Annotated in this window: 12 protein-coding genes; 3 read left to right on the forward strand and 9 right to left on the reverse strand. The window is 56.9% G+C overall.

Translation table 11 applies throughout. The features are described 5' to 3' along the window. Positions 1-128 precede the first annotated feature (128 nt). From J7394_RS22455 to J7394_RS22470, 4 genes are read right to left on the reverse strand one after another with little or no spacing between them, the layout of a single operon-like run. Positions 129-860 carry a proteasome-type protease gene (locus J7394_RS22455; RefSeq protein ID WP_209256192.1) on the reverse strand — a complete coding sequence of 244 codons (732 nt, stop codon included), beginning with the start codon at positions 858-860 and terminating at the stop codon, positions 129-131. Positions 861-871: 11 nt separating this feature from the next. Beyond that, positions 872-1,669 (reverse strand): transglutaminase family protein, encoded by a 798-nt coding sequence (locus tag J7394_RS22460; RefSeq protein WP_209256193.1) that lies wholly within the window; start codon positions 1,667-1,669, stop codon positions 872-874. A 3-nt stretch (positions 1,670-1,672) separates the two neighbouring features. Continuing rightward, the gene (locus J7394_RS22465; RefSeq protein ID WP_170642552.1) at positions 1,673-2,614 is read right to left on the reverse strand and encodes an alpha-E domain-containing protein; all 942 of its coding nucleotides are present in this window, start codon (positions 2,612-2,614) and stop codon (positions 1,673-1,675) included. A gap of 2 nt (positions 2,615-2,616) precedes the next feature. Beyond that, entirely contained in the window at positions 2,617-4,035 is a 1,419-nt protein-coding gene (locus J7394_RS22470; protein ID WP_209256194.1) for a circularly permuted type 2 ATP-grasp protein, read from the reverse strand. A gap of 796 nt (positions 4,036-4,831) precedes the next feature. Between J7394_RS22470 and J7394_RS22475 the strand changes: the two genes are divergently transcribed. After that, positions 4,832-5,731 (forward strand): BCCT family transporter, encoded by a 900-nt coding sequence (locus J7394_RS22475; RefSeq protein WP_209256195.1) that lies wholly within the window; start codon positions 4,832-4,834, stop codon positions 5,729-5,731. On the opposite strand, the gene pqqE is transcribed toward J7394_RS22475, so the two are convergent. From pqqE to pqqA, 5 genes are read right to left on the reverse strand one after another with little or no spacing between them, the layout of a single operon-like run. Continuing rightward, positions 5,712-6,791, reverse strand: a complete 1,080-nt coding sequence (gene pqqE / locus J7394_RS22480; RefSeq protein ID WP_209256196.1) for a pyrroloquinoline quinone biosynthesis protein PqqE — start codon at positions 6,789-6,791, stop codon at positions 5,712-5,714. The two genes, J7394_RS22475 and pqqE, sit on opposite strands and share 20 nt — an antisense overlap. Further along, entirely contained in the window at positions 6,788-7,075 is a 288-nt protein-coding gene (gene pqqD, locus J7394_RS22485) for a pyrroloquinoline quinone biosynthesis peptide chaperone PqqD (protein WP_209256197.1), read from the reverse strand. The genes pqqE and pqqD overlap by 4 nt, the downstream gene beginning before the upstream one ends. Continuing rightward, positions 7,072-7,800 carry a pyrroloquinoline-quinone synthase PqqC gene (gene pqqC / locus J7394_RS22490; RefSeq protein ID WP_209256198.1) on the reverse strand — a complete coding sequence of 243 codons (729 nt, stop codon included), beginning with the start codon at positions 7,798-7,800 and terminating at the stop codon, positions 7,072-7,074. Before pqqC ends, pqqD begins: the two co-directional genes overlap by 4 nt. Beyond that, positions 7,797-8,684, reverse strand: coding sequence for a pyrroloquinoline quinone biosynthesis protein PqqB (pqqB, locus tag J7394_RS22495; protein WP_209256199.1), 888 nt, complete (start codon positions 8,682-8,684; stop codon positions 7,797-7,799). The genes pqqC and pqqB overlap by 4 nt, the downstream gene beginning before the upstream one ends. A 26-nt stretch (positions 8,685-8,710) precedes the next feature. Beyond that, a complete protein-coding gene (pqqA, locus tag J7394_RS22500; protein WP_152460716.1) occupies positions 8,711-8,818 on the reverse strand; it encodes a pyrroloquinoline quinone precursor peptide PqqA in 108 nt (35 codons plus the stop codon). 199 nt (positions 8,819-9,017) lie between these two features. Between pqqA and J7394_RS22505 the strand changes: the two genes are divergently transcribed. Both J7394_RS22505 and J7394_RS22510 read left to right on the forward strand, forming a co-directional pair. Continuing rightward, the gene (locus tag J7394_RS22505; protein WP_209256201.1) at positions 9,018-11,081 is read left to right on the forward strand and encodes a 4Fe-4S binding protein; all 2,064 of its coding nucleotides are present in this window, start codon (positions 9,018-9,020) and stop codon (positions 11,079-11,081) included. Continuing rightward, positions 11,078-11,968: an FAD:protein FMN transferase gene (locus J7394_RS22510; protein WP_209256200.1), complete on the forward strand. Its 891-nt coding sequence runs from the start codon at positions 11,078-11,080 to the stop codon at positions 11,966-11,968. The genes J7394_RS22505 and J7394_RS22510 overlap by 4 nt, the downstream gene beginning before the upstream one ends. The last annotated feature ends 127 nt before the right edge of the window (positions 11,969-12,095 follow it).

Below are 12,095 nucleotides of genomic sequence, written 5' to 3' on the forward strand. Positions count from 1 at the left end.
CACCGTGCCCTTCGACACCGATCCAAACAAGGTGAAGAAGATCTTCAAGAAGATCGGCGCCGAGATGATGGAGGACGAGATCCACAAGGATGGCTTCCTGCAGCCGTTCAAGTCTCAGGGTGTGTTCCCTACGAGTCGTAGTCCGGAAGCTTGGACAAGGCAGATTTCAAGGCGTCGCCCCAACCTTCCGATATCGTTCGAAAGTACGGATCGTCACTCTCAAACCTGGACCGTGTCCCAGCCTCAAAGCTATCTTCATCGTAGAGCAGTAGATCCAACGGTGCCCCAACAGACAAGTTCGCCTTAATCGTGGAATCGAAACTGACGAGCAAGAGTTTCACGGTCTCCGGGAAGCTCATCTCGGGATCGTAGGCGCGCACTAGAATTGGGCGGCCGTATTTTGTCTCTCCGATCTGAAAGAATGGGGTGTCGTCGCCTGCCTCGATAAAGTTGCCTTCGGGGTAGATCAGGAACAATCGAGACGGCCCGCCCTTAATTTGCCCACCCAGAATGAGTGTCGCGTGAAAGGCGCTGTCAGCTTGCTGCCCAGACCGGGCATGCTCTTCGATGACATCATTCAGCGTCGCCGCGACCAATTGCGCGACTTGAAACATTGTGGGCGCTTCCAGGATCGAGGGAGAACGATCTTCCGGTGCCTTTGTACGCTCTTCAAGCAGGCTTACTGTGGCTTGAGTGGTTGCCAGATTGCCTGCGGTCAGCAGAGTGATCGACCGCTCACCTTCCACCGTCCAGTTGAACATCTTGTTGAAGGTCGAAATATTGTCGACGCCTGCGTTCGTCCGCGTATCGGACATGAACACCAGTCCGCGGTTCAGCCGCATGCCCACAGCATAGGTCATTAAGTTCTCCGTTACTGCTGTGCGACTTGCAATTGTACTGTCAATTGCTCGCCTGCTGTCCCAATTCTGTTCCCTATTACCGGCGCAGCTTGGGCATAGTCCAGACCGGTTGCGACGCGTACATAACGATGATCAGGCGAGATCCCGTTGGAAACGTCAAATCCCACCCATCCCAGCCCGTCCAAATGCACTTCGGCCCAGGCATGGGTCGCGTCCTGCAGCTCCGTTTCATTCATCATCAGGTAACCCGAAACATAGCGCGCCGGCAGTCCGATCTGTCGAGCGCAGGTAGTGAAAATATGCGCATGGTCCTGGCACACGCCACACCCAGCTGAGAGGGCCTCTTCAGCACTCCAACCCGGGTGCGAACTTCCCACTTCATAGGTGACCCGAGACCGAATTATTTCGGACAAGGCGTGCATCTGCTGAAGCGGTTCGCCTTCAGGGAGCGCGCCGATCACGTCGGCAACCCCTTTTCCTGGCGTTGTCTGAGGCGTGCTCCGATTGAAAAGCCATAGGGGTGCCGACCCTTCGTGGCGTCCCAGGACTCCATGTGTGTCCTCCACCTCCACAACGCCTTCGGATATCAAGGAAATGCTTTTGGTATTTGCTTCGAAGCTGATCAATTCCACTGTGTTTCGGTGGTAGTCTTCAAAGCTCAGCTCCTTGACCCCTCCGATGACTTCAGTGCTCCAGCTTTCAATGGTCTGATTGCGAAATGACTTTGGCGTTTTCCGTAGCTGTTGCAGGCCAAAGGGGACCGGCGCGTCAAAATCGTATCGTGTCTCATGGCGAATGTGCAGTTTCATGGGCTACTCGTAGAACCGATAATCAATCTCGATTTGGCGACTTAAGTTGCCTAGATCTTTCAGAAAATCCTGAATGTACTCATGCAGCCCCAACTCAAAGATATCGGATATCTTCTGGTCCAGATATTTCTCGTACAGCGCATTTGATGCGGCGCATGACGGCCCCGCAAAGCCATAGTCTTTCTTCAGGTAGGACAGGTTTTCTTGAATCTTTCTGCAACAAAAGTGAAGACTGCGGGGCATCCGCTCATCCAAGATCAAAAACTCGGCAATGTCAGACGGTCGGGTTTTCTGACCGTGGGTCATCCGATAACCGCCACCAGCACCGACGGAACGAAGGATGCTTTCCCACTGGATGTTGTCCAGTGACGAGCCGACTGAGAACGCTGTGGGCAATAGAACGTAGTACTTCACGTCCAATATGCGCCCCGTGTTATCGGCCCGTTCGACAAAAGTGCCGATGCGGGTGAAATCGAAAATATCATTGCGCAGCATGGTGCCCAAAGTGGCGCCGCGGACCAGTGCGGCCTGATGGCGAATAAGCTCCAGCATGGCCGGCAAGTCGCGCTCATTCACGCGGCGCTTCATCGCCTCGTCAATTTGCATCCAACTTGCGTTTACCGCGCTCCAAACATCGTGGGTCAATGCGGTTCGAACAAGGCGTGCGTTATTCCTTGCCTGTTTGATGACCGACTTGATCGAGGATGGGTTGTCGGCATCGCGCAACACCCAATCCACAGCGTTGTCTTTTGAAATGTCATCATACTTGGCGTGGTACCCATCCAAAACGCCCGCCGTTTTCAGTACAGAGCCCCATTCTTCGGCAGAGTTCTTGGAACGGGTCAACGCCATCCTCTGACCTGTTTCAAGCAGCCTCGCCGTGTTTTCCGCCCGTTCGAGGTAGCGGGACATCCAGAACAACCCGCCAGCAGTTTTTCCCAGCATGGTCAGTCCTCCAGAACCCAGGTGTCTTTAGTCCCGCCGCCCTGACTTGAGTTCACGACGAGCGACCCCTTCTTCAACGCCACGCGTGTCAAACCGCCGGGCGTGATGTTAACTCCATCTGGGGACACCAAAACAAAGGGGCGCAGATCAACGTGCCTGGGTGCGAGCCCCGAGCGCGCGAAAATTGGAACCGTTGAAAGCGACAGAGTCGGCTGAGCAATGTAGTTCCCGGGCCTCTTCTTCAGCTTTTCACGGAAAGCTGAAATCTCTTTCTTGCTGGCCGTGGGACCAATCAACATACCGTAGCCGCCAGACCCATGTACTTCCTTGACCACAAGCTCGGACAGGTTGTCCAGCACATAGGACAGGGACTCGGGGTCGCTGCAACGCCAGGTGGGTACATTTTGAAGCAGGGGTTTTTCGCCCGTGTAGAATTCAACGATTTCAGGCATGTAGGAGTAGATTGCCTTGTCATCCGCGATACCTGTGCCCGGAGCGTTCGCAATAGTGATGCCCCCCGCGCGGTAGACATCCAGGATGCCGGGAACACCCAGCGCGCTGTCGGGGTTGAAATTCAGCGGATCTAAGAAATCGTCATCGACCCGTCGATACAGAACGTCGATAGGCTTGTAGCCCCGGGTAGTGCGCATACAAACGCGGCCGTCGACAACCCTCAGATCGTGCCCTTCGACCAATTCTACAGCCATCTGGTCCGCAAGAAACGCGTGTTCGTAGTAGGCTGAGTTGTAGATACCGGGGGTCAAAACCGCGACCGTGGGCTCTCCCTCTGCACAGGCCGGTGCGCAGGCTGCAAGAGACCGCCTCAAATTTCGCGGGTAGTCGGAAACATTTCGTACATTTGTGGCGCTGAAGAGCTCGGGGAACATCTTTAGCATCGTTTCCCGGTTCTCCAGCATATAGCTGACACCGGATGGCGTGCGCGCGTTGTCCTCAAGTACAAAGAACTCATCTGGTCCGGTTCGCACCAGGTCAACGCCGACGATATGCGTATAGACCTGACCGGGCGGCGAAACGCCGAGCATCTGCGGCAGGAACGCTTCGTTTCCGGCGATCATCTCGGCCGGTACACGTCCGGCCCTAACGATTTCTTGGCGGTGGTAGATGTCGTGAAGAAAGGCATTTATTGCCCGCACCCTTTGTTCGATACCGCGCTCCAGCCGCTGCCACTCTCGTGCGGAAATGACGCGCGGCACGATATCAAAGGGTATCAACCGCTCCTCTGCTTCCGCTTTTCCGTAGACATTAAAGGTAATGCCCGTCAGCCTGAAGACTTCCTCAGCCTCGCGCTGTTTGGCTCTTAGCCGTGATACATCTTCCGCATCAAACCAACGACCGATCTCTTCGTATGGACCTCTGAGCGATCCATCGCTGCTGAACATCTCATCAAAATACTCACTCATGCGTGAAGTTTGACGATCAATTCGGGGTTTTCAAGTTATTCGAGCTCGGATTGTTGGTGCCTTGAGCGGAGTCGATCAATTTTCAGGCTAATTGCCGATTGTGGTGATCTTAACAACGCGGTCCTGTTGTTTCTCAAATTGATATCACAATGATTGAGTTGCAGTCAGTAAAACTTGGCTTTTTGCGGCATCAGAACATCTGTTACAAGTTCCTTCCTGACATCGGAGGCAGCTCAGCGCGCTAGTCTCAACAGGTGGGTTGTTAAGCACTCACCTATGAACGCAGAGAGGGCGCATCGAAGACGTTCGCGAAAGATCCTCTCTGCGCCAAAGAGGTGATTCTGGTGGCTCAACGCTTTCAACACAAATTAGATCAACGAGGAAAAAAGATGGCGCGCGCAAAGCGGATTTACCAACAAACTGCTCTGCCGAACTAATTACAGAAAGTCAGGCGTCAAAAATGAGAACATTGCTTTTGGCCACTTTCGGAGAAAATGAAATAAGCCTGATCACGGATTGCGACGCGAACGAACAGTATTCACTAAAATCTAACGATCTCGGCGACGGCAATCCGCCAACGACCTCGCCAGATTTGGAGGTTTTACCATCGGGAGCCCAACCTTCCGGTTTTTCCTAGTTTGGAAACAAACAACTCAGGCCGGTTCTTTCAGTCTGTTCGCAGAGTAGATTTGGCAGTCGCGTACTGTCATACTAGTGGCGCGCGCTGAAATTATTCTTCAGGTTTTAGGAAAGCTCGCGACCAAAGTAACTTTGCAAGAACCAAACCGGCGCCCGAATGAATTCCCAGACCACTTTGCTTGTTTCTTCCCTACTCCTGATTGCCGCAGTAGGGCTATGGGGTATTTTTGAGCCCGAAAGTGCCCTTTCTACCTCCCGAGCGCTGGTCGAAATATTTTTTGAAAGTCGCGGCTGGTTTATTATGCTCACGGTCACGGGGCTCTTGTTCTTTTCCATCGCAATTGCGGTTTTGCCTCTTGGTAAAGTCCGACTGGGTCAGGACGATGACAGGCCTGAGTTCTCGACACCAGCTTGGCTTGCGATGCTGTTTTCAGCTGGGATGGGGGTCGGGCTGCTTTTTTGGGCTGCCGCGGAACCGCTGACGCATTTCGGCGTCGCGCGCGACTACCTGTCAGAACCGAATGCGGCCAGTGAAGCGCTCACCACAACTCTGTTTCACTGGGGGCTGCATGCTTGGGGTATCTACACGGCTACTGCACTTTGCATTGCGTATTTCACCTTTCGACGCGGCACACCAATGTTGATCAGCGCGCCGCTCGCCAGTCTTTTTCCCGAGGAGCGTTGGGCAAAGGTTGTGGGTTGGTTGTCAGATTTCATGGCAATATCGGCCATCGCGATCGGTGTTGGTGGATCAATCGCCATGGGCGTTTTTCAGGTTGCAAACGGTATTGATATACTACGGAACGGGACCGGCGCCGATGACGCCTTGACCAACTTTGTTTTCGCAGCCCTTGTGTTGTGTTTCCTGCCACCGCTGATGCTGGATCTCGGGTCCGGAATGTCCAAACTGTCCAATTTGGCCATGCTTCTGGCCGGCGCTCTATTGTTATTCGTTATCCTATTTGGCCCGACACAGTTTCTCATGAACTCCGTACTCAGTAGTTTCGGGTCATACGGAAACAGCGCCAATTCGCGTCTCACGCTTTGCGGTAGATGAATTCTTTTTCAGGATTGGCCAACATGGCGTCCAAAATATCTGTAACCCGGCTGTGCAGAGGCGACTTTTTGCATACGGGATCTGTGGCTTCGGCATCCTGCGCAAGGGCCATCGCCTGACAACGACAGCCTCCAAAGTCTATCTCTTTGCGTTCGCAGCTTTGGCAGGGTTCGGGCAACCAGTCGGTTCCACGATAAGCATTGAAAGCACTACTGTGGTGCCAGATGTCCAACAAGGGTTTATCGCGCACCGACTCAAATTCCAGATGGGTGATCGTCTGCGCCGCATGGCAGGGCAGGACAGTGCCGTTGGGCGTGATATTCAGACCCGTGGATCCCCAACCGCCCATGCAGGCTTTGGGAAAGTCCGAGTAATAGTCCGGCGGCACGAAGTCGATGGCCAGAACGCCTCGCAATTTCTTGCTGGCGCGGGCAACGGTGTCTTTCACGGCCCGGGTCTGCTCCAACGTCGGCAGCAGAGCGGCGCGGTTCGGCAGCGCCCAGCCGTGGAATTGCACGCAGGCGACCTCGAGCCGGCGGGCGCCCAGTTCAACGGCCATTTCGATTGTGCGATCCAGATCATCAAGGTTGTGGCGATGCATGACCGCGTTCAGGGTCAGCGGGATACCCCTGTCACCGATCTCTTTGGCGATGACCATCTTTCGGTCAAATCCACCGCGATAGCCGCCGATGCGATCGGCCAGATCGGCGTTCGTGCCCTGCAAGGACAGTTGGATGTGATCCAGCCCTGCCGCCTCGAGCCGGTCCAGCCGTTTGGGGGTCAGCCCGATGCCGGAGGTGATCAGGTTGGTGTAAAGCCCGATACGTGCGGCCTGCGCGGTCAGGTCTTCGAGATCGCGGCGCGAGGCGGGCTCACCCCCTGACAGGTGCAATTGCAGGACGCCCATGTCGAAGGCCTGTTGGAACACATCCACCCAGGTCTGGGTGTCCAGTTCCGTTTCCTTGCGCTCAAGCTCCACAGGGTTGCTGCAATAGGGGCAGCTGAGCGGGCAGCGGTGGGTGAGTTCGGCCAAGAGCGCGATGGGGGCAGGGGCGGTCATGACTGCACCAACACGTAGAGGCGGCTGCGCAGAGCCTGCAGGAAGTGTTGAACATCGGTTTCGACCTGATCGGCAGGGGCGCCGTAGGTGGTGGCAAGATCGGTGACGATCTGGCCAAATGAGGTCCGGCCGTCCACCCGTGAGAGGATGGCGACACCAATATCGTCCAGTTCGATCACCTTTTCCGGGGCCTGCAGGACCATGCGGTCACGCACCGTGTCGCGCTGAACCCGCACGCCGCGCGGCAGATAGGGGCGATCGGACTGGTGCAGCTCAAGCGTCATAACAGGCCTTCCCCCGGTTTCCACGCACCGGGCGGGATCAGGCCCGGTTCCACATATCCCGACCAGAGCGCATCCAGCTGCGCCCACAGTACGTTGGTTTTGAAGATCAGCGCCTCGCAGGCCATATCTTCTTTTTCCTCTGTGTCCGCATGGTCCAAAACCCAGTTCAGGCCGAATGCTACGTCCTTGGGGGCTTGGGTCAGACGTTTTTGGAAATAGGACAGGCTGTCGGAATTGGCGAAGTCATAGTGTTGCAACAGGCCCTCAATCCGCTGTTCGTGGATTTTGGGGGCAAACAACTCGGTCAGAGAAGACGCGACCGCCTGCAGCAGGGGTTTTTCGCGCACGTAATGCACATAGGCATCGACGGCGAATTGGGTTGCGGGCAGGATACCACGGCCCGAGGCGACATAGCCGGAGTCCAGCCCCACAGCCTCGGCCAGTTTCAGCCAGCGCCGGATGCCGCCGCCCTCGGTCACGCCACCATCGTGGTCTTCGATGCGGGATCGCCACTCGCGCCGGATATCGGGGTCGGTGCAGCGCGACATGAAGGCGGCGTCCTTAATCGGAATCGCTGCCTGATAGGCCCACCGATTGATCACCCAGGCGCGCACCTGATCGGGGGTGCATTCCCCACTGTGCAGCCGGTGATGAAACGGGTGTTTGTCGTGGTAACGCTCGGCCCCGATCTGACGCAGGCGGGCCTCAAGAGTGTCGCGGCTCATATCGTGATCTCCTGCCCGTCATAGGCGATGCTCCAGCCTGCGGCTTCCACAAAGGCGCGTTCCGGGCTGTCGGGTTGCAGAACAGGGTTGGTGTTGTTGATGTGGATGAAGGTTTTCGCGGCGCGAATCTCTTGTAGTCGGGCGATTGACCCCTCTGGTCCGCTGATCGAGATGTGGCCCATCCTCTGTCCGGTTTTCACACCGGTTCCGGTGCGGATCATCTCATCATCATCCCAAAGCGTGCCGTCAAAGAATACCTGATCGGCATCCGCAATTCGGGCCAAGAGGTCATCGGTTACCTGCGCGCAGCCGGGGATGTAGTAGGCGGTCTTGTCGGCGGTGGTCAGCCGGACGCCCACGGTCTGTTCACCCAATAGATCGGTCTGAACACTGTCGCCTTCCATGAACAGCGGCACTTTACCGGGCACTGCAAAAAGCCGCGCCTGCAGCCCCTCTTGAAGGGTGAATTCATCGCCCAGGGCAATCTGACGGCGGCCCACCTTCTCGCGGTTAACCGCATCGAAAATCCGGTTCTGGGACAGCACATCCAGAATATCGCTCGTGGCAAACAGGGTGAACGGGGTCTGTTCACGCAGGCTGAGCAACCCGGCGATATGGTCGATATCCCCGTTGGTCAGCAGGACCGAGGCCACAGGCGTATCGCGCAGCGCGCGGGGGTGCATTTTGGGGCTGTCCAGCATCTGCTGGCGAATATCGGGCGAGGCGTTCAGGATGCTCCAATTCAGGCCATCCGGGGACACCGCCAACGAGGATTGGCCGGACGGCGGGATCACACCCTTGCGGGCATCCTCGCAATTCCGGCAACCGCAGTTCCATTGTGGCAAACCGCCACCTGCAGAAGCCCCAAGAACCAGGAAATGCACTTTGGGCCTCCGCTGCGTTTACGTGATCAGAACAGGTCGGGCTCGTACTCGCGGCCTTCGTCCTCGGACGGAGAATACATGTTGATCTCCATGCCGCAGTTCACTTCTTTCAGCTTCGGTGTGCTCCAGGTCATAGTGTCCTCCCGATGAATGACTGGCGTTGTTGAAAACCTACAACCCGCGTTCATTTCGGAAAATGCTGCTTTGGTCGTAGGGATGGGGTGCAGTGTTGAGCGCACGGGCGGCTGCGTCAACCGCCTTGGGGTCGTAGATGCGGGACTTAGGACTTTCGTCGAATGTCATGGGCGCAGGTGGAAATATAGTCTCACGCACATGCGCGCGATCCTGTTACTTGTGTTTTTGCTTCTCAGCGGCCTGTCGGTTCAGGCAGAGCCTCTGCCGCGTGAGCAGATTGAAACCTATATCCGCGCCCCATTCTCGCTGGGCGATGCGCTGAACGATGACGGGGTCTACAGCCTGCTGAACTCGGGCGGCAGTGAGGCCGGATATGTGTTTGAATCCGAACCCTTGGCGCCCTTGCCGGGGTTTTCGGGCGCGCCGATCAACATGCTGGTGGTGCTGGACCTTGAGGGGCGTTTTCTGGACGTCCAGCTGATCGAACACAATGAGCCGATCTTTGTCTCGGGTCTGGGTGAGGCCCCGTTTCACAAATTCTTTGAACAATATGGCGGGCTGTCGATTTCGGATTCGATAGTGGTGGGAACGCCCTATGGCGACGCGGCGGCGGGTTCACAGCTTGTTTATCTGGATGGCGTCACCAAGGCGACGGCCAGCGTGCGCATTGCCCACGAATCCGTTATGGGGGCCGCTCTGGCGGTAGCCCGCGAAAAGATGCAGGGGCTGGCCACCGCGCCGCCCGCTTTTCCAGACCCCGAGTATCAAGAGGACCTGACCTGGCAGGATCTGGTCGATCAGGGCATCGCCACGCGCAAGACCTACACCAACGCGCAGGTCGACGCCTTGTTCGCAGGCACCTTGTGGGAGGATGACGACCCCGAGGCGCAGGATTACCCGGATGAGCCGTACTTGGACATCTGGGTTGTCGATTTGGGGCCTACTTCCATCGCCCGCGCTGCGCTGGCCGAGGACAGTTTTGACGACCTCCAGAGCTTTCTGGAAATCTCGGACAATGATGAACCGATCCTGGTGATCGAAACCGCGCGCCACGGGTTGGTCAGCGAAGATTTCGTGCGCAATACCGCGCCAGACTGGCTGTCAGCCGAACAAGATGGCTTTCCGGTTGCCCTGCGCGATGCCGATCTGTTCGTGGAGCTGGCTGATGGTCTGCCCGATGGCACCGCCATGATCTTGCGCACGGATCGCAGGCTGGGATTTGACCCCTCGCGCGATTGGGTTCTGAAGGTGCTGGCCGTGCGGGAACACGGCATGTTCCAGCCCGAAACAGGCTCGGTCACGCTTGAGGTGCCCCATATAACGCCAGAGCGGTTCTTTACCCGTCCGGTTCAGATCACGCCGGACCCACCGTGGCTTGAGGCGCTGCGCAACCGTCAGACTGATATGATCGTTCTGGGGATATTCCTGACAGGTCTTGTCGCCGCGCTCAGCTTTCGCATGAATGCACTGGCGGCGCAGCCTTTGTTCACGCCACTCCGCTTGGGCGTTCTGGCGGTTGTCATCGGTTTTGTCGGATGGTGGGGGCAAGGGCAGTTGTCCATCGTCACCGTCCTTGGAACACTCAGAGCAGCAGTCGAAGGCGGCAGTTTCGCGTTCCTTCTGTATGACCCGTTTTCTTTGCTGATTTGGGCAGTATCCATCGCCGGTTTCATCGCATGGGGCAGAGGGCTGTTCTGCGGCTGGCTTTGCCCCTTCGGCGCAATGCAGGAGTTTGCGCATCACGTCGGCAAAGCCCTGCGTCTGCCGCAGATTGAGCCGTCCGACGCTTGGGACAGACGCCTGAAATGGCTGAAATACGTCATCCTCGCGGGTCTTGTGGGCGTAGTGTTCGCCGCCCCCGATCACGTGGACAAAGCTGCCGAGGTCGAGCCCTTCAAAACCGCGGTCACCACCTTCTTTGTGCGGGAATGGTACTACGTGGCCTATGCAGCGGGATGGCTGTTCCTTGGAATGGTGCTGTTCAAGGGATTTTGCCGCTACGTCTGTCCACTTGGCGCTTTCATGGCGATCGGAGGGCTGTTGCGCGGGCGCGATTGGATCGACCGGCGCGCGGAATGCGGCTCTCCCTGCCAATTGTGTAAGGTCAAATGCAAATACGGGGCCATCGCAAAGAGCGGACGCATCCAATATGATGAGTGCTTTCAATGCCTTGACTGTGTTACGATCTATGATGACAGCACGAAATGTGTGCCTCTGATTGTCGCCGCTCGACGCCGTGCCAGAGAGGTCGCCGCCGAATGATAAACCGCCGCCGCTTCCTTGCCATCTCTGCCGCCGCGCTGGCCACTCCGGCCACGGCCCAGCCCACAAAATGGTATGGCTACGCTTTGGGCGCGGAGGTCAGCCTGACCTTTGACGCGCCTCCGGACGTTGCTGAACCCGCCATAGCCCGCATCCGAGCCGAGCTTGAACGCTGCGAAGCATTGTTCAGCCTCTATCGCCCGAATTCCGACTTGTCTCGGTTGAACCGTTCTGGCCAACTGAAAGCACCCGCGCCCGAAATGCTGGTGCTTCTGCGCGCCTGTGATCGCGCCTACCGGCAGACCGACGGACGTTTTGATCCGACCGTTCAACCCTTGTGGCAGGCAGCGGCGCAGAATGGAGACCTCAATGCAGCGCGCAAAGCCCTTGGATGGGACCGGGTTCGGATTTCGCCCGATCACATTGCGCTGGATCCCGGCCAGGCACTGACGCTGAATGGTATTGCACAGGGCTACGCCACGGATCTGGTCACAGCGGTGCTGCGTCAGGCGGGTTGGGAGAACGTACTCGTCAATATCGGTGAGTACTACGCCGCAGGGCGCAACTGGAGCCTTGGCGTGTCCGACCCTCAACACGGGATCGTTCAGACCCGGACGCTCAAAGATCAAGCGATTGCCACCTCCAGCCCAGGTGCGTTGCGACTTGGTGGTGGTCAGTTTCACGTCCTGAATCCACAAGCCATGCAACCACCCCAATGGTCGACGGTCAGCGTTCAGTCTGCAGACGCCACATCGGCAGATGCATTGTCAACAGCGCTTTGCCATGCAGATGAGGGTGAGATTCAAACCATCCTGGATCGGACACCCAAGAGCACCACTGTGATATGTGTTCATCAGAATGGGTCTGTCCGGACTTTCCAATCATAACAAAAGCCCCGGGGTTTTACCCGGGGCTTTAGGGTTTATTGTTATTGTGTTTACGAGCAGTCTTGGACGGCGCGTTTTGTCAACACTCCAACCAAATGCGCGCGGTAGGTTTTGCTGCCGTGCAGGT

The organism is Ruegeria sp. R13_0 (assembly GCF_017743995.1).
GTDB lineage: Bacteria > Pseudomonadota > Alphaproteobacteria > Rhodobacterales > Rhodobacteraceae > Ruegeria.